Here is a 15,596-nt window from a genome sequence, read left to right as displayed (position 1 = left end):
CGCTACCGGCCGCCCTCGATGTCCCCGAAGTGGTCCCAGCCGCCCTTGCTGGTCCAGGGCGCCCCGTCCACCGTCACCTGGGGCATCGCTGAGGGGTTCAGCACCTCGCCGATCACCTTCCAGCGGGCGGGCAGCTTCACGTCCGGCGGGAACGTCGCCACGATGGCGTGGTCCTCGCCGCCGGTGAGCACCCACTGCAGCGGGTCGACGCCGACGGCCTGCCCGATGTCGTTCATCTGCGACGGGATGTCGAGCGCGCCGGAGCGGACGTCGATGCGCACCTTGCTGGCCTCGGCGATGTGCCCGAGGTCGGCGATCAGGCCGTCGCTGACGTCGGTCATCGCGGTGGCGCCGAGCCCGGCCGCCGCGGGGCCCGCGTGGTACGGCGGCTCGGGACGCCGGTGGGCCTCGACGAAGGCGCGGGGCGAGCGGAAGCCGCGGGACAGCACGGCGTACCCGGCAGCGGACCAGCCGAGCCAGCCGGTCACGGCGACCACGTCGCCGGGCTGAGCACCGGCGCGGGTCACCGGCTCGTGGTTGCGCATGTCGCCGAGCGCGGTGATCGCGATGGTGATGGTGTCGCCGCGTACGACGTCGCCGCCGACCACGGCGGCGCCCGCGACCTGGCATTCGTCCCGCAGCCCGTCCATCAGCTCGACCGGCCAGGCGGCCGGGAGCTCGGCGGGGACGACCAGGCCGAGCAGCAATGCGGTCGGTACGGCGCCCATAGCGGCGATGTCCGCGAGGTTCTGTGCTGCCGCCTTGCGGCCGACGTCGTACGCCGTGGACCAGTCGCGGCGGAAGTGGCGTCCCTCCAGCAGGACGTCCGTACTCGCCACCACCCTGCGGTCCGGCGCCGCCACCACCGCGGCGTCGTCACCCGGCCCGAGCCGCACAGCGGGGGTGGAGGTGAGCCGCGCGGTGAGCTCCCTGATGAGCCCGAACTCCCCCAGCTCGCCCACGGTTCCCTTCACCGTGTCTCACCTTGCCCTTTCATCCCGAAAGCCCCGTTCACTCCGAATGCCCCGTCCCTGTGTGCGGTCGCGATCCGTCACCGGCCTGGGTACCGTCGACGTGTCCGCCCACCTGCGCTGTCCGTGCACCACCTGTGTGCACGCCACAGCCTCCGCGGGTCTCCCCGCAGCGAGCAGCGACGCGATACCGTGGCGTCCCTTCTCCCCACATGATCCTCGTGGCCGCCCTGGAGGTTCCGTGGTACAGGCGTACATCCTGATCCAGACGGAGGTCGGCAAGGCCTCGACCGTCGCCGATACGATCTCCAAGATTCCGGGGGTGATCCAGGCCGAGGACGTGACCGGACCGTACGACGTGATCGTGCGTGCCCAGGCCGACACAGTCGACGACCTCGGTCGCATGGTGGTCGCGAAAGTCCAGCAAGTGGACGGCATCACCCGCACCCTGACCTGCCCCGTCGTGCACCTCTAGCCCCCGTCTACCCTTGGCCGGTGAACATCTTCCGTCACCGGCTCATCGGCCTGCCCGCTCTCGCACTGCTGATCGCCACCGCGGGCTGCTCCTCAAGCGACGACGGCGCCCGTGCCGCGGTTCCCGGTCCGGGCGCGAAGGTCACCAAGCTGTGCCGGAACCTGGACAAGGTACTGCCGTCCAAGGTGGACGGAGAGAGCCGCAACGATCCCGAGCCCGCCTCCGCGCTGACCGCAGGCTGGGGAAGTCCGGCGATCATACTGCGCTGCGGTGTCTCCCAGCCTCCGAAGATGATCGATCCGAAGGTGGCCGACGGTGGCGACCCGGACGCGGTCGGCGGCGGCGTGAACGGCGTCGACTGGCTGATGGAGAAGCAGGACGACGGGGCGTACCGCTTCACCACCGCGAACCGCCTCGCGTACGTCGAGGTCACCGTGGACAAGGAGCGGGACAGCTCGACCGTCCTCGTCGACCTGGCTCCGGCCATCAAGAAGGCGATCCCCGAAGGGATCGCCGACTAGAGGCTCCGGGAGAGCGGGCGATTCAGCGCAGCCCGGTGGACCGCCGCAGCGCCGCCTCCACCAACCGGTCCACCAGCTCCGGGTAGCTGATGCCGCTGGCCTGCCACATCTGCGGGTACATCGAGATGGGCGTGAAGCCCGGCATCGTGTTGATCTCGTTGATGACGAACTCCCCGTCCTCGGTGAGGAAGAAGTCCGCGCGGACGAGCCCCTCGCAGGAGGCCGCGTCGAACGCCTCGACCGCGAGCCGCTGCACCGTGGCGGTCTGCTCGGGCGTCAGCGGGGCGGGCACGATGCCGGGCGTGGAGTCGATGTACTTCGCCTCGAAGTCGTAGTACGCGTGCGCGTCGGGCGGCGGGATCTCGGCGGGCACGGAGGCCCGCGGGCCGTCCTCGAACTCCAGCACCCCGCACTCGATCTCGCGACCCCGCACCGCGGCCTCCACAAGGACCTTCGGGTCGTGGCGCTGGGCCTCCGCGATCGCCTCGTCGAGGCCGGAGAGGTCGTCGACCTTGGTGATGCCGATCGACGAACCCGCGCGCGCGGGCTTCACGAACAGCGGCCAGCCGTGCTCGCCGGCGAAGTCGACGATCTTCTTGCGGGCACTGGACTCGTCGCGCTCCCACTCGCGCGGCCGGATCACCACGTACGGACCGACCTTGAGCCCGAACGAGGTGAACACCCGCTTCATGTACTCCTTGTCCTGGCCGACGGCCGAGGCGAGCACGCCCGAACCCACATACGGGACGCCGGAGAGCTCGAGAAGGCCCTGGAGAGTGCCGTCCTCGCCGTACGGGCCGTGCAGCACCGGGAAGACCACGTCGACCTCGCCGAGCGCCTTGGGCACCGAACCGGGCTCGCTGTAGACGACTTCGCGGTTCGCGGGGTCCATGGGGAGCACCACGCCGCCCTCGTGCGACTCGGCGAGCTGCTCGACGCTGGGCGTGCGGCGGTCGGTGATCGCCATGCGCTCCGGTTCGTCGGCGGTGAGCGCCCAGCGGCCGTCCTGAGTGATGCCGATGGGCAGGACGTCGTACTTCGCACGGTCGATGGCGCGCAGTACGGCACCCGCGGTGACGACCGAGATGCCGTGCTCGGAGCTGCGGCCGCCGAACACGACGGCCACGCGCGGCTTGCGGGACTCCCCTCCGGGCGTGGAGGGGACCGGGCTCTGGGTGGAGTACTCGCTGCTCATATCGCGATGAGCGTACCTGTTGGTAGTCGTCGAGTCAGCGTCCGCAGACCGCTGTCGCTCAGCGTCGCCACCGCCTGGCGCAGTGCGAGGTACGGCCACCGGCAGGGCTTCATGCTGCGCGCGGCAAAGGGGTCGCCGGAGCCGCGCGCAGCACCGTGTGTCAGCGCCGCTCGGGCTTGGCGCTGCGCGACATCAGCTCCTTGAGGGCCACCATGGGCGGCTTTCCCTCGTGGACGATGCCGACCACGGTCTCCGTGATGGGCATGTCGATGCCGTGCCGGCGTGCCAGATCCAGCACCGACTCGCAGGACTTGACGCCCTCGGCGGTCTGCCTGGTGACCGCGATGGTCTCCTCCAGGGTCATGCCCTTGCCGAGGTTGGTGCCGAAGGTGTGGTTGCGGGACAGCGGCGACGAGCAGGTCGCCACCAGGTCGCCCAGGCCCGCGAGTCCGGAGAAGGTCATGGGGTCGGCGCCCATCGCGAGGCCGAGCCGGGTCGTCTCGGCGAGCCCGCGGGTGATGAGCGAGCCCTTGGCGTTGTCGCCGAGGCCCATGCCGTCTGCGATGCCGACGGCGAGTCCGATCACGTTCTTGACGGCGCCGCCGAGTTCGCAGCCGATGACGTCGGTGTTGGTGTACGGCCGGAAGTACGGCGTGTGGCAGGCGGTCTGGAGGCGCTGGGCAACCGATTCGTCGCTGCAGGCGACCACCGCGGCGGCGGGCTGGCGGGCGGCTATCTCACGGGCGAGGTTGGGCCCGGTGACGACGGCGATCCGCTCGGCGCCCACCTTCGTGACGTCCTCGATGACCTCGCTCATCCGCATCGCGGAGCCCAGTTCCACGCCCTTCATCAGGGAGACGAGGACGGTGTCGGGGGCCAGCAGGGGCGCCCATTCGGCGAGGTTGCCGCGGAGGGTCTGCGAGGGCACGGCGAGCACCGTGAAGTCGGCGCCGGCCGCGGCCTCGGCCGGGTCGGTGGTGGCCCGCAGGTTCTCGGGGAGTTCGACGCCCGGCAGATAGTCGGGGTTGGTACGCGTGGAGTTGACCGCGTCCGCGAGTTCGGGGCGGCGCCCCCACAGGGTGACGTCGCACCCGGCGTCGGCGAGCACCATGCCGAAGGCCGTGCCCCAGGAGCCGGTCCCGAAGACGGCTGCCTTGAGGGGGTTCGTCACTTGCCGTCCTCCGCATCGCCGTTACCGCTCGCGCTCGCGGCCCTGCTGTCGCCCTCGCCGGCGGATTCGCCCGTGGCCTGGCTCGGGACCTCGCCCCGTGCGGCGGCCGCGGCCCTGCGCCGCTGCGCGATCCGTACGGTGCGCGGGTCGTAGGGCGTCGCGGGGGCCTTCTCGCCGCGCAGCTCCTCGAGCTGCGCGGTGATCGCGGCCATGATGACCTCGGTGGCCTCCTTGAGGACCTCGGGGGTCATCTCCTTGTCGTAGAAGCGCGAGAGGTCCACGGGCGGTCCGGCAAGCACCTGGTGGGTCTTGCGGGGCCTCAGGTTCGGCTTCTTGGCGTACGGCGGAAGCACCAGGTTGGCGCCCCACTGGGCCACGGGGATGACCGGGCACTTCGTCTTCAGAGCGACGCGGGCGGCGCCGGTCTTGCCGGTCATCGGCCACAGGTCGGGATCGCGGGTGAGGGTGCCCTCGGGGTAGAACGCGACACACTCACCCCGCTCGACGGCGTCGATGGCGGCCCGGAAGGCGCTGAGCGCGTCCGTACTCTCGCGGTAGACGGGGATCTGTCCGGTGCCGCGCATCATGGCGCCCACGAAGCCCTTTTTGAAAAGGCCGTGCTTGGCCAGGAATCGCGGAACACGACCCGTGTTGTACTGGAAATGGGCATACGCGAACGGGTCCACATGGGAATTGTGGTTCACCGCCGTGATAAATCCGCCATCGGCCGGAATATTCTCCATTCCGCGCCAGTCCCGCTTGATCAGAACCACTAGCGGCGGTTTGCAGATTACCGCTGCCAGGCGGTACCAGAAGCCGATTCTGCGGCGGGACACTCGGACACCTTCCTCTCCGGACCTGGTCGGCCGCACAAGTGTCGCTCCAGGCCGCCGGTCTGTCGAGAACACGGTACGCCCACCCTTCCCCGCGTCCGCCGGGGCATGGCTTACGTCATATCCGCGCCGCCGTCGTCTGCACGCCGATCCGGTCCGCTTCCCTCTCCCCCGGTGCCGATCCGCCGTCCCCCTCCTGCCGGACCGGTGCACCACCCTCGACCTCGGCGCGGCCACCGCTGCACTGCAGGCCACAATGGGCCCGGAACGAAGGGACGGAACGCTGGTGCAGTGGACCCTGGTGATACCGCTGAAACCCCTGGTGCTGGCCAAGAGCAGACTCTCGGGCGCGGCCGGCGAGGGCCTGCGGCCGTCCCTCGCCCTCGCCTTCGCCCAGGACACCGTGGCGGCCGCAGCCGCCTGTCCCGCGGTACTGGATGTGGTGGTCGTCACGGACGACGGCCTCGCCGGACGGGAGCTCGCGGAGCTCGGTGCCCGCATCGTGCCGGATGCTCCCGGTGCGGGCCTCAACGCCGCCCTGGCGCACGGAGCCGCGGCGGCGCGCGCGGCCCGCGCGTGCGCCCCCGTCGCCGCTCTCAACGCGGACCTCCCCGCGCTGCGCAGCACGGAATTGGCCCGGGTCCTGGCGGCCGCCGCGCTGTTTCCCCGGGCTTTTCTCCCGGATGCGGCAGGCATCGGCACCACATTGCTGTCGGCACTACCCGGCACGGAATTGCTCCCCGCATTCGGCGGCGAATCACGTGCCCGGCACGCGGCGTCCGGGGCGGCGGAACTCGGTCTCGCCGGCGTGGACTCGGTGCGCCGGGACGTGGACACCGGCGACGATCTGCGGGCCGCCCTGGCGCTCGGCGTCGGCCCGCGCACGGCCGCGGCCGCCGCCCGGCTGCTGATCGCGGACTGAGCCGGCCCGCGGTCCCCCGCCCCAAGTCGCCTACGCTTCCCTCATGCAGGCGACCTCGTACACGTACGACCCCGAAACGCGCAGCGGCAGTGTGCTGCTGGACGACGGCACACCGGTGCCCTTCGACGCACCGGCATTCGACGCGGGCGGCCTCCGGCTGCTGCGGCCGGGCCAGCGCGTGCGGATCGAGGTGGAGGGAGAGGGCGAGGCCCGCCGCATCACACTGATCACACTGGCCACACTCTGACCAGAACAGACCGCGGGCCGGGCTCCCAGGGGGAGCTCGGCCCGGTGCGTGGTGGGTGAATACCCAGTGCCCGTCAGCGAGCAGTGGCCTTCTTGGCGGTGGTCTTGCGCGCCGTGGACTTCTTGGCCGGCGCCTTCTTGGCAGGCGCGGTCTTCTTGGCCGCCGTCTTCTTGGCGGTGGTCTTCTTCGCCGTGGTCTTCTTCGCCGCAGCCTTGGCGGGCGCGGCCTTCTTCGCGGTGGTCTTCTTCGCCGCGGCCTTGGTGGGCGCGGCCTTCTTCGCAGGCGTGACCTTCTTCGCCGTGACCTTGCGCGCCGTCGTCTTCTTGGCGGCGGCCTTCTTGGTAGCGGCCTTCTTCGCGACCGCTCCGACCTGGAGGCTGCCCTTGGGGGCCTTCTTGACCGCCACCTCGCCACCGCGGGGCAGCTTCTTGGTGCCGCTCACCAGGTCCTTGAACCCCTGACCCGCACGGAAGCGCGGAACAGAGGTCTTCTTGACCCGCACACGCTCTCCGGTCTGCGGGTTGCGGGCGTACCGGGCCGGCCGGTCGACCTTCTCGAACGAGCCGAAGCCGGTGACAGAAATCCGCTCACCGCCGACGACAGCACGGACGATGGCATCGAGTACCGCGTCGACGGCGTCGGCGGCCTGCTGACGCCCGCCGACCTTGTCGGCAATCGCTTCTACGAGCTGCGCCTTGTTCACGTCTTCCCCTTCGGAGACATCGCCGGAACGAAAGTGTTCAAGCTTTTTCGCACGTTAGGCAGATATATACCGCAAATCAAACACGAAACGGGCTAATCACCCTTGTGCCGCAACGAACTCGGCGTCGTGGAGTTGGGGCTTGATGCTCAGACGTCTTCGGGGAATCGACCCGCGTCGAGGTCCGCCGTCAATCGCTCCAGACGCCTTGCCGCATCGGCGAGATCGTGCTTGGCCGCGGCCGTAATGACCAGCAGCTTCCGGGTCAGCGCCATCCGTACGCCCTCCGGGACTTGCAGTGCGCGCACCCTTGCGTGCGCTTCCTTCAGCTGGGCCGCGACCGCCTCGTAGAGCTCGAGTTGGCTGTCGCGATCCATGCACCGATTGTGCCATCTGGGGCGAGTTGTCGCCTCCGCAGGGGGCAACTACCCTGCCGAGCCCCTTTTCCGGCACCTCCTCACAAGCACCGCCTTTCCCGTGGAAGCCGTCTCTACTCCCCTTATTCGCAGGGGGAGTTGGCACCGTCCGCAGGGCCCCGGCAGGCTCCGGAGAGCCTCGGAAACGCGCATACAGATGTACCCCCAACCGTGAACGGTCGGGGGTACATCGAGGGTGCTGCGCGGGGGCCGGAAGCGGTCCCGGCCGGGGGTGAACCGGCCGGTACGGGCCTCAGGCCCGGGTGGGCCTCACACCTGGAGCGTCTGCGGCTTGTACGAGGGACGCTTCGCCTCGTACGCCGCGATGTCGTCCTCGTTCTGCAGCGTGATGCTGATGTCGTCGAGGCCGTTCAGCAGCCGCCAGCGGGAGTTCTCATCCAGCTCGAAGGCGGCGGTGATGCCCTCGGCGCGCACCTCGCGGGCCTCGAGGTCGACGGTGATCTCCGCCGTCGGGTCCTGCTCGGTCAGCTCCCACAGGGCATCCACGATCTTCTGCTCCAGAACCACCGTGAGCAGGCCGTTCTTGAGCGAATTGCCGCGGAAGATGTCGGCGAACCGCGAGGAGATGACGGTCTTGAAGCCGTAGTTCTGCAGTGCCCAGACGGCGTGCTCGCGCGAGGATCCCGTACCGAAGTCGGGGCCCGCGACCAGCACCGTGGCGCCCTCCCGCTCGGGGCGGTTCAGCACGAACTCGGAGTCCTTGCGCCAGGCCTCGAAGAGCCCGTCCTCGAACCCGTCGCGGGTGACCTTCTTCAGCCAGTGGGCGGGGATGATCTGGTCGGTGTCGACGTTGCTGCGGCGCAGCGGGACGGCCCGGCCGGTGTGCGTGGTGAAAGCTTCCATGACAGATCAGACTCCGGCGGTGACGGGGGCGTCGGACAGGTCGGCGGGCGAAGCCAGGTGGCCCAGGACCGCGGTGGCGGCGGCGACCTGGGGCGAGACCAGGTGCGTACGGCCGCCCTTGCCCTGCCGGCCCTCGAAGTTGCGGTTGGAGGTGGACGCGGAACGCTCACCGGGCGCGAGTTGGTCGGGGTTCATGCCCAGGCACATGGAGCAGCCCGCGTGCCGCCATTCGGCGCCGGCCTCCTTGAAGACCACGTCCAGGCCCTCCTCGACGGCCTGCAGACCGACCCGCGCAGAGCCGGGCACGACCAGCATCCGTACGCCGTCGGCGACTTTGCGGCCCTCGACGATCGCGGCGGCCGCACGCAGGTCCTCGATACGGCCGTTGGTGCAGGAGCCTACGAAGACGGTGTCGACCTTGATGTCGCGCAGCGGCTGTCCGGCGGTCAACCCCATGTACTCCAGGGCCTTTTCGGCGGCCAGGCGCTCCGAAGCGTCCTCGTACGAAGCCGGGTCGGGGACGTTCGCCGACAGGGGCGCGCCCTGGCCGGGGTTGGTACCCCAGGTGACGAACGGCGACAGAGAGTTGGCGTCGATGACGACCTCGGCGTCGAAGACCGCGTCGTCGTCCGTCTTCAGCGTCTTCCAGTACTGGACGGCGGCGTCCCAGTCCTCGCCCTCAGGGGCGTGGGCGCGGCCCTTGATGTACTCGAAGGTGGTCTCGTCGGGGGCGATCATGCCCGCGCGCGCACCGGCCTCGATGGACATGTTGCAGATGGTCATCCGGGCCTCCATCGAGAGCTTCTCGATGGCGGAGCCGCGGTACTCCAGGATGTAGCCCTGGCCGCCGCCCGTACCGATCTTGGCGATGATCGCCAGGATCAGGTCCTTGGCGGTGACGCCCTCGGGCAGCTCGCCCTCGACCGTGATGGCCATGGTCTTCGGGCGGGCCAGCGGCAGCGTCTGGGTGGCCAGCACGTGCTCGACCTGCGAGGTGCCGATACCGAACGCCAGCGCACCGAAAGCGCCGTGGGTGGAGGTGTGCGAGTCACCACAGACGACGGTCGTGCCGGGCTGGGTCAGGCCCAGCTGCGGGCCGACCACGTGGACGACGCCCTGCTCGATGTCGCCGAGCGGGTGCAGCCGCACGCCGAACTCGGCGCAGTTCTTGCGCAGGGTCTCCAGCTGGGCGCGGGAGACGGGGTCCGCGATCGGCTTGTCGATGTCGAGGGTCGGGGTGTTGTGATCCTCGGTGGCGATGGTCAGGTCGAGCCTGCGCACCTGGCGACCGCTCTTGCGAAGGCCGTCGAAGGCCTGGGGGCTGGTCACCTCGTGCAGCAGGTGCAGATCGATGAAGAGGAGGTCGGGCTCGCCCTCGGCGCGCCGGACGACATGGTCGTCCCAGACCTTCTCCGCGAGTGTCCTACCCATCGCTTTCCCTCCGGTCGGCGTTGCCGCAGACCCAACTAGAGATGTGAGCGCCTCCGCCCTTACCCCTGGGGGTGCCCCCGCTCGGCGAAGAGTGGGGAGGACGTCGGCCTAAGGCCCGTCGGTCGCCGGGCCGCTGCCACTCCAGAGTCGCAAGTTCCCCGGAAAATTGAACTTGCGTTTCACAGAGTGAGACGCGAATATCGTTGCATGGACAACTCTAGCGGCGTCGGCGTTCTCGACAAGGCTGCTCTTGTTTTGAGCGCCCTGGAGTCCGGTCCGGCCACCCTCGCCGGGCTGGTCGCGGCGACAGGGCTCGCACGACCCACGGCACACCGCCTCGCCGTGGCACTGGAACACCACCGGATGGTGGCGAGGGACATGCAGGGCCGGTTCATCCTCGGCCCGCGCCTGTCCGAGCTGGCGGCGGCGGCGGGCGAGGACCGCCTGCTGGCCACGGCCGGACCCGTACTGACACATCTGCGCGACGTGACGGGCGAGAGTGCGCAGCTCTACCGCCGCCAGGGCGACATGCGCATCTGCGTCGCCGCCGCGGAGCGCCTCTCCGGCCTCAGGGACACGGTCCCGGTCGGCTCGACCCTCACGATGAAGGCCGGCTCGTCGGCCCAGATCCTGATGGCCTGGGAGGAGCCGGAGCGCCTGCACCGCGGCCTCCAGGGCGCCCGCTTCACGGCCACGGCCCTCTCGGGCGTACGCCGCAGGGGCTGGGCCCAGTCGATCGGCGAGCGCGAGCCGGGCGTGGCCTCGGTGTCGGCGCCCGTCCGCGGGCCGTCCAACCGCGTGGTCGCCGCCGTCTCGGTATCCGGACCGATCGAGCGCCTGACCCGCCACCCGGGCCGTATGCACGCCCAGGCGGTCATCGACGCGGCCGCCCGCCTCTCCGAGGCCCTGCGCCGCTCCGGCTGACCCTGCACCATCACCAGTAACACCCGTCTCACCCGCACAGATCGGCGGGCCGCCTCAGCGCCGCGGCAGCCCGCGATCACTACGCCGACCCCCACCCGCCGCCGCCAAGTCGCCCGGCCGGTAAGGGATGCAGGACAGTACGGGATGCCGAACGCCGTGAACGCCGATGGGCCCTCCGCCGAAACGGAGGGCCCATCGCCCTGTGTACCCCCGACCGGATTCGAACCGGCGCTACCGCCTTGAGAGGGCGGCGTGCTAGGCCGCTACACAACGGGGGCGAGGATCTTGCGTTTCCGCAGATCCGAGCTGGTCTACCTGGACTCGAACCAAGACTAACTGAACCAGAATCAGTCGTGCTGCCAATTACACCATAGACCAATGTGGTTTAGACCAGTTTGTACCCCCGACCGGATTCGAACCGGCGCTACCGCCTTGAGAGGGCGGCGTGCTAGGCCGCTACACAACGGGGGCCTTGGCGATCCCACCCGACGTGTCGCCGGGTGTTGTCACCGCTGGATCAACGGGAGCTACCCGATTGATCATGCGGGATGGATCAGTACCCCCGACCGGATTCGAACCGGCGCTACTGCCTTGAGAGGGCAGCGTGCTAGGCCGCTACACAACGGGGGCTTTGCAGGCGTCTCTACGGAGACGGGCACTGCGAGCTGGGGTACCAGGACTCGAACCTAGACTAACTGAACCAGAATCAGTCGTGCTGCCAATTACACCATACCCCACCAAAATTCAACCCCCGACAGGGGGTTCATTCGGTGTGCGCTTCCCGTCCGGCCTCTCGGCCCGCTCGGGCGGCGCAGGAAGAACATTACCCGAAGGTGGACGGCGCTCCAAAACGGGTATCGGCCAGCAGTGCGGGAAGCTCCGCCAGGCTTGTGATCCGGTGCACGCCGGTCGGCGTCGGCAGGTCGACGCCGGTCCGGTCGAGCCAGATACCGAGCAGTCCGGCGTCGCGGGCGCCGCGGGCGTCGATCTCCGGCTGATCCCCGACGTAGGCGATCTCCGCGGGTTCCAGCGCGAGTGCCGCGCATCCTGCATGGAACGCCTCAGCGGCCGGTTTGGAGACGCCGAGCTCCACGGCGCAGAGCATGGCCTCGAAGCGGTCGCGTACGCCGAGGACGCGCAGTTTGCGTTCCTGGTGCATGGCGGCGGAGTTGGACAGTACGGCGTGTCGGTAGCGGCCGGCGAGCGCGTCCAGGGTGGGCAGGGTGTCCGGGAAGAGCGACCAGGCGGCCTCGTAGTGGCCCAGGTAGCGCTCGAACCAGGCGTCGGCCTCGGCATCGTCCAGGTCCGCCGCGAAGAAGTCCCGCACACGGTCGCGGCGCTGGGTGAGGAAGTCGACCTCGCCCGCGCCGAAGCGTGCCCAGTGGCGCTCGGTGATCTCCCTCCACAGGCCGAGGGCGCGCTCCGCCGTCTCATACCGGGCCAGCGCCCCCTCGGCGAGCAGATGCGCGTGCATACCGGCGGTGTCCGCGCCCGCGTAGTCGAAGATCGTGTCGTCGATGTCCCAGAGCACGGCTTTGATCGGCATGGGACGACGGTACCGGCAACCGCGCTTCCGGCTGGGGGTTCGGGGGTCAGCCCCCGAAAAACGCAGTGTCGATGTCCCAGAGCACGGCTTTGATCGGCGTGGGACGACCGTATTCGTCCGAGCCCGCCCCTCAAGCCCGGCCGTCATGCCCGGCCGTGGGCCTCCTGGGAGCGTCGGGACAGCGAGTCGATGACCACGGCGATGAGCAGGACGCCGCCCGTGATCATGAACTGGACCGCGGCCGGGACGCCCATGAGTGCCATGGCCGAGGCGATCGACTGGATGACCAGCATGCCGAGCAGGGCGGACCAGGTCGTGCCGCGTCCGCCGAACAGGCTGGTGCCGCCGATGACGGCCGCCGCGATGGCGTTCATGAGCAGGATGCCGGAGCCGGAGGTCTGGCTCGCCGAGGTGATCCGGGATGCCAGGAACAAGCCGCCGATCGCGGCCATCGTCCCCGACACCATGAACACCGAGATCCGTACGGCCACGACGCTGATGCCGGCGCGGCGGGCCGCCTCGACGCCGCCGCCCAGCGCGAACACCTGCCGCCCGTACCGCGTCCGGCGCAGGAGGTAGTCCAGGCCGATGACGACGAGGAGGAAGATCAGGAGAGCGAGCGGCAGGCCCTGGAACTGGTTGAGGACGTAGGCCGCGGCGAGGGTGATCACCGCGATGACGCCGGTGCGGAAGCCGAGGTGGCCGAGCGAGCGGGACTCCATTCCGCTGGCCTTGCGGCGCCGGCTGTCGCGGTAGGAGGCGAGGAAGAACCAGGCCGTGCCCAGCACCGCCAGACCGTACGCGACGGCCGGGTCGGCGAAGTAGTAGCTGGTCAGCTTGGCCACCAGGCCCTGGTCGTCGATGCTGATGGTGCCGCTCTCGCCCAGGACGTAGAGCATCAGCCCGTTCCAGCCCAGCAGGCCCGCGAGGGTGACGACGAACGAGGGCACGCCGACCTTGGCGAAGAAGAACCCGTGGACGACTCCGGCCATCGTGCCGGCGAGCACCGCGAGGATGACGGCGAGCCACTCGGGGACGCCGCGGTGGACGTTGAGTACGGCGAACAGGGCCGCCGCGAGACCGCTGACCGAGCCGACCGACAGGTCGATCTCCCCGATCAGCAGCACGAACACGATGCCGACCGCGATCAGGCCGGTGCCGACGATGTCCACGCTGAGGTTGGACAGGTTGCGGGGTGAGAGGAAGTTCTCGTTGAGGCTCTGGAAGATGATCCAGATCAGGACGAGTCCGAGCACGACGGGGAGCGAACCGAGTTCTCCGTCGCGGAGCCTGCGCCGGAAGTCGCCGACGACCCGCCCGACGTCCTGTCGGCGAACGAGCGGTCGCCGGCCCGCAGCGGCGGGCTTCGGGGCCTCGGTGCCGTCGGCCGTCCTGCCCGGCTCGGCGCTCCGGAAGGTTTCTCTCCGCATCACAGCCACGCCTCCCCCGTGCGCACCGTACGGGCCTTCCCGGCGTTGTCCGTGGCGCCGGTGATCGAGGAGATGACCTGTTCCTGGGACGTGGTGTTGACGTCGAAGAAGCCGTTGTTGCGGCCGAGGCGCAGCACCGCGACCCGGTCGGCGACGGCCTTGACGTCGCCCATGTTGTGGCTGATGAGCAGGACGCCGAGGCCGCGGTCGCGCAGCTGGTCGATGAGGTCGAGGACCTGCGATGTCTGCTCGATGCCCAGGGCCGCGGTGGGCTCGTCGAGCAGCAGGAGCTTGGGTACGCCGAGCAGTGAGCGGGAGATCGCGACGGCCTGACGCTGGCCTCCGGAGAGCGAGGCGACGGGCAGGCGCAGGTTCGGGATCCGGATCGACAGGGTGTGCAGCAGTTCGCTGGCGCGGCGCTCCATCTCCACCTCGTCGAGGACTCCGACGCGGTGGATCTCGCGGCCGAGGAAGAGGTTGCCGACCACGTCGAGGTTGTCGCAGAGCGCGAGGTCCTGGTACACGGTCGCGATGCCGAGTTCCTGGGCGTCGTGCGGGCGCCTGACCTGGACGATCCCGCCCTGCCACTCGATGACGCCCTTGTCGGCGGGGCTGACACCCGCGATGACCTTGACGAGGGTCGACTTGCCCGCGCCGTTGTCGCCCACCAGGGCGATGACCTCACCGCCATGGATCTCCAGCTCGACGTCGCTGAGCGCATGGATGGCGCCGAAGCGCTTGGAGACGCCGCGCAACGCCAGCAGGGGTGGAGCCGGCACGGAAACCATCTCCTTCTTCGGGGTCCGGCCCCGCGGCGGCCGGCCCTGTCAGGTCAGTCCGGCCTTGTCGCAGGCAGCCTTGAACTTCGGGGTGCAGATCTGGTCGATCGTGTAGACGCCGTCCTTGACCACGGTGTCCTTGATGTTGTCGACGGTCAGCGAGATCGGGGTGAGCAGGACGGCCGGGACCGCCTGCGCGGTGGGGCTGCTGACCGTGTGCTGGGCGATGCCGTCGAGGCTTTCGCCGCGGGACAGTGCGACGGCCATCTCGGCGCCGGCGGCGGCCTCGGGCCCGAACGGCTTGTAGACGCTCATGTACTGGTCTCCGCTGACGATGCGCTGTACGCCCCCGAGTTCCGCGTCCTGGCCGGTGACCGGCGGCAGCGGGGTGATCTTGTTGGCCTTGAGGGCGGATACGACGCCGGCGGCGAGACCGTCGTTGGCGGAGTAGACGCCGTCGATGTTGCCCGCACCGAGGCTGGAGATGGCCCCGGCCATGTTGGTGTGGGCGTGCTCCGACGTCCACCCGGGGGTGTCGTACATCTTGGCGATCTTCACCTTGTCCCGGAGCACGGACAGCGCGCCCCTCTTGAAGGCGGCCGCGTTGGGGTCGGTCGGGTCGCCGTTCATCATGACGATCTGGCCGCCGTTCGCCTTGTCGCCCATCGCGTCGAGGAGCCCCCGGCCCTGGAGTCGGCCGACCTCCTCGCCGTCGAAGGAGACGTATCCCGAGATCGGGCCCTCGGCGAGGCGGTCGTAGGCGACCACCCGGATGTTCGCGTCGTCCGCCTTCTGCACGGCGGGGTGCAGCGCCTTGGCGTCGACGGCGGCGAGGACGATCACGTCGACATCCTTGATGATCATGGAGTCGACCTGCTGCTGCTGGGCGGCCACGTCGCCCTTGGCGTTGGCGTGCTCCACCGTGCACTCGGCGCAGAGTTCCTTGATCTTCTTCTCGAGCAGCGGCCTGTCGTCCATCTCCCAGCGGGCGGTGGTGGCGTCCGGCAGCAGCAGCCCTATCTTCAGGCCGTCGTCCGCCCCGTCGGCGGAGTCGCCATTGCCCTCTCCGCAGGCGGCAAGGGCCACGGCCATCGACAGCGCGGCGACGGCGGCGGCGGCTTCCCGCACGTAGGTCTTCATCGAAAGAGACCTCCCAGTGTCCTTGGGAGAC

At 69.7% G+C, this 15,596-nt stretch carries 17 protein-coding genes and 5 tRNA genes; 5 read left to right on the top strand and 17 right to left on the bottom strand.

Features of this window, described 5'->3' with window-relative positions; genetic code table 11:
• Positions 1–2 precede the first annotated feature (2 nt).
• Positions 3–974, bottom strand: a complete 972-nt coding sequence (locus tag ABT009_RS17110; protein ID WP_351294621.1) for a thiamine-phosphate kinase — start codon at positions 972–974, stop codon at positions 3–5.
• A gap of 238 nt (positions 975–1,212) precedes the next feature.
• Between ABT009_RS17110 and ABT009_RS17105 the strand changes: the two genes are divergently transcribed.
• Together ABT009_RS17105 and ABT009_RS17100 are read left to right on the top strand one after the other, a co-directional pair.
• Positions 1,213–1,446 carry an Lrp/AsnC family transcriptional regulator gene (locus tag ABT009_RS17105; protein WP_019068732.1) on the top strand — a complete coding sequence of 78 codons (234 nt, stop codon included), beginning with the start codon at positions 1,213–1,215 and terminating at the stop codon, positions 1,444–1,446.
• A gap of 20 nt (positions 1,447–1,466) precedes the next feature.
• The gene (locus tag ABT009_RS17100) at positions 1,467–1,967 is read left to right on the top strand and encodes a DUF3515 domain-containing protein (protein ID WP_351294618.1); all 501 of its coding nucleotides are present in this window, start codon (positions 1,467–1,469) and stop codon (positions 1,965–1,967) included.
• A gap of 22 nt (positions 1,968–1,989) precedes the next feature.
• On the opposite strand, the gene ABT009_RS17095 is transcribed toward ABT009_RS17100, so the two are convergent.
• The 3 genes from ABT009_RS17095 to ABT009_RS17085 form a co-directional block, all read right to left on the bottom strand.
• Positions 1,990–3,162 carry a D-alanine--D-alanine ligase family protein gene (locus tag ABT009_RS17095; RefSeq protein ID WP_351294615.1) on the bottom strand — a complete coding sequence of 391 codons (1,173 nt, stop codon included), beginning with the start codon at positions 3,160–3,162 and terminating at the stop codon, positions 1,990–1,992.
• A 160-nt stretch (positions 3,163–3,322) separates the two neighbouring features.
• Positions 3,323–4,333 (bottom strand): NAD(P)H-dependent glycerol-3-phosphate dehydrogenase, encoded by a 1,011-nt coding sequence (locus ABT009_RS17090; RefSeq protein ID WP_351294613.1) that lies wholly within the window; start codon positions 4,331–4,333, stop codon positions 3,323–3,325.
• Positions 4,330–5,169, bottom strand: coding sequence for a lysophospholipid acyltransferase family protein (locus tag ABT009_RS17085; RefSeq protein ID WP_351294610.1), 840 nt, complete (start codon positions 5,167–5,169; stop codon positions 4,330–4,332). The genes ABT009_RS17090 and ABT009_RS17085 overlap by 4 nt, the downstream gene beginning before the upstream one ends.
• Before the next feature lie 283 nt (positions 5,170–5,452).
• Between ABT009_RS17085 and cofC the strand changes: the two genes are divergently transcribed.
• Together cofC and ABT009_RS17075 are read left to right on the top strand one after the other, a co-directional pair.
• Complete coding sequence (cofC, locus tag ABT009_RS17080; protein ID WP_351294607.1) at positions 5,453–6,088, top strand: 2-phospho-L-lactate guanylyltransferase; 636 nt, start codon at positions 5,453–5,455, stop codon at positions 6,086–6,088.
• A 43-nt stretch (positions 6,089–6,131) separates the two neighbouring features.
• Positions 6,132–6,335 (top strand): hypothetical protein, encoded by a 204-nt coding sequence (locus ABT009_RS17075; RefSeq protein WP_351294604.1) that lies wholly within the window; start codon positions 6,132–6,134, stop codon positions 6,333–6,335.
• 73 nt (positions 6,336–6,408) lie between these two features.
• Here the strand turns inward: ABT009_RS17075 and ABT009_RS17070 are convergent, their stop codons facing one another.
• The 4 genes from ABT009_RS17070 to leuC all read right to left on the bottom strand — a co-directional run bounded on the left by ABT009_RS17070 (position 6,409) and on the right by leuC (position 9,746).
• Positions 6,409–7,038, bottom strand: a complete 630-nt coding sequence (locus ABT009_RS17070; protein ID WP_351294601.1) for an HU family DNA-binding protein — start codon at positions 7,036–7,038, stop codon at positions 6,409–6,411.
• A gap of 146 nt (positions 7,039–7,184) precedes the next feature.
• Entirely contained in the window at positions 7,185–7,412 is a 228-nt protein-coding gene (locus ABT009_RS17065) for an SCO5555 family protein (RefSeq protein ID WP_067274608.1), read from the bottom strand.
• Positions 7,413–7,721: 309 nt separating this feature from the next.
• Positions 7,722–8,315 carry a 3-isopropylmalate dehydratase small subunit gene (leuD, locus tag ABT009_RS17060; protein WP_351294598.1) on the bottom strand — a complete coding sequence of 198 codons (594 nt, stop codon included), beginning with the start codon at positions 8,313–8,315 and terminating at the stop codon, positions 7,722–7,724.
• A 6-nt stretch (positions 8,316–8,321) separates the two neighbouring features.
• Positions 8,322–9,746 carry a 3-isopropylmalate dehydratase large subunit gene (gene leuC / locus ABT009_RS17055; RefSeq protein WP_351294595.1) on the bottom strand — a complete coding sequence of 475 codons (1,425 nt, stop codon included), beginning with the start codon at positions 9,744–9,746 and terminating at the stop codon, positions 8,322–8,324.
• A 207-nt stretch (positions 9,747–9,953) separates the two neighbouring features.
• On the opposite strand from leuC, the gene ndgR reads away from it, so the two are divergent.
• A complete protein-coding gene (gene ndgR / locus ABT009_RS17050; RefSeq protein ID WP_147988306.1) occupies positions 9,954–10,670 on the top strand; it encodes an IclR family transcriptional regulator NdgR in 717 nt (238 codons plus the stop codon).
• Positions 10,671–10,875: 205 nt separating this feature from the next.
• On the opposite strand, the gene ABT009_RS17045 is transcribed toward ndgR, so the two are convergent.
• The 9 genes from ABT009_RS17045 to ABT009_RS17005 all read right to left on the bottom strand — a co-directional run bounded on the left by ABT009_RS17045 (position 10,876) and on the right by ABT009_RS17005 (position 15,565).
• A tRNA-Glu gene (locus tag ABT009_RS17045) sits at positions 10,876–10,948 on the bottom strand.
• A gap of 28 nt (positions 10,949–10,976) precedes the next feature.
• Positions 10,977–11,048, bottom strand: a tRNA-Gln gene (locus tag ABT009_RS17040).
• 20 nt (positions 11,049–11,068) lie between these two features.
• Positions 11,069–11,141: transfer RNA gene (locus tag ABT009_RS17035), tRNA-Glu, on the bottom strand.
• Between the two features lie 86 nt (positions 11,142–11,227).
• Positions 11,228–11,300: transfer RNA gene (locus ABT009_RS17030), tRNA-Glu, on the bottom strand.
• Positions 11,301–11,335: 35 nt separating this feature from the next.
• A tRNA-Gln gene (locus ABT009_RS17025) sits at positions 11,336–11,407 on the bottom strand.
• 86 nt (positions 11,408–11,493) lie between these two features.
• Complete coding sequence (locus ABT009_RS17020; protein ID WP_351294591.1) at positions 11,494–12,216, bottom strand: HAD family hydrolase; 723 nt, start codon at positions 12,214–12,216, stop codon at positions 11,494–11,496.
• A 143-nt stretch (positions 12,217–12,359) separates the two neighbouring features.
• The gene (locus tag ABT009_RS17015; RefSeq protein WP_351294588.1) at positions 12,360–13,646 is read right to left on the bottom strand and encodes a sugar ABC transporter permease; all 1,287 of its coding nucleotides are present in this window, start codon (positions 13,644–13,646) and stop codon (positions 12,360–12,362) included.
• A complete protein-coding gene (locus tag ABT009_RS17010; protein ID WP_351294585.1) occupies positions 13,646–14,434 on the bottom strand; it encodes an ATP-binding cassette domain-containing protein in 789 nt (262 codons plus the stop codon). The genes ABT009_RS17015 and ABT009_RS17010 overlap by 1 nt, the downstream gene beginning before the upstream one ends.
• Positions 14,435–14,473: 39 nt before the next feature.
• Positions 14,474–15,565 (bottom strand): sugar ABC transporter substrate-binding protein, encoded by a 1,092-nt coding sequence (locus ABT009_RS17005; protein ID WP_351294582.1) that lies wholly within the window; start codon positions 15,563–15,565, stop codon positions 14,474–14,476.
• Positions 15,566–15,596: the final 31 nt, after the last annotated feature.

Origin of the sequence: Streptomyces sp. NPDC002896, assembly GCF_040295225.1 — a bacterium.
Lineage (GTDB): Bacteria > Actinomycetota > Actinomycetes > Streptomycetales > Streptomycetaceae > Streptomyces.
Note: the sequence above shows the minus strand (reverse complement) of the source record. Positions and strands in the feature narration are given on the sequence as shown.

Bases quoted from the DNA above. Each gene is read 5' to 3' on its own strand.
- leuD (WP_351294598.1), bottom strand. From the start codon at position 8,315: ATGGAAGCTTTCACCACGCACACCGGCCGGGCCGTCCCGCTGCGCCGC.
- ABT009_RS17015 (WP_351294588.1), bottom strand. From the start codon at position 13,646: ATGCGGAGAGAAACCTTCCGGAGCGCCGAGCCGGGCAGGACGGCCGAC.
- ndgR (WP_147988306.1), top strand. From the start codon at position 9,954: ATGGACAACTCTAGCGGCGTCGGCGTTCTCGACAAGGCTGCTCTTGTT.
- leuC (WP_351294595.1), bottom strand. From the start codon at position 9,746: ATGGGTAGGACACTCGCGGAGAAGGTCTGGGACGACCATGTCGTCCGG.
- ABT009_RS17005 (WP_351294582.1), bottom strand. From the start codon at position 15,565: ATGAAGACCTACGTGCGGGAAGCCGCCGCCGCCGTCGCCGCGCTGTCG.
- ABT009_RS17010 (WP_351294585.1), bottom strand. From the start codon at position 14,434: ATGGTTTCCGTGCCGGCTCCACCCCTGCTGGCGTTGCGCGGCGTCTCC.
- ABT009_RS17020 (WP_351294591.1), bottom strand. From the start codon at position 12,216: ATGCCGATCAAAGCCGTGCTCTGGGACATCGACGACACGATCTTCGAC.
- ABT009_RS17095 (WP_351294615.1), bottom strand. From the start codon at position 3,162: ATGAGCAGCGAGTACTCCACCCAGAGCCCGGTCCCCTCCACGCCCGGA.
- ABT009_RS17075 (WP_351294604.1), top strand. From the start codon at position 6,132: ATGCAGGCGACCTCGTACACGTACGACCCCGAAACGCGCAGCGGCAGT.
- ABT009_RS17065 (WP_067274608.1), bottom strand. From the start codon at position 7,412: ATGGATCGCGACAGCCAACTCGAGCTCTACGAGGCGGTCGCGGCCCAG.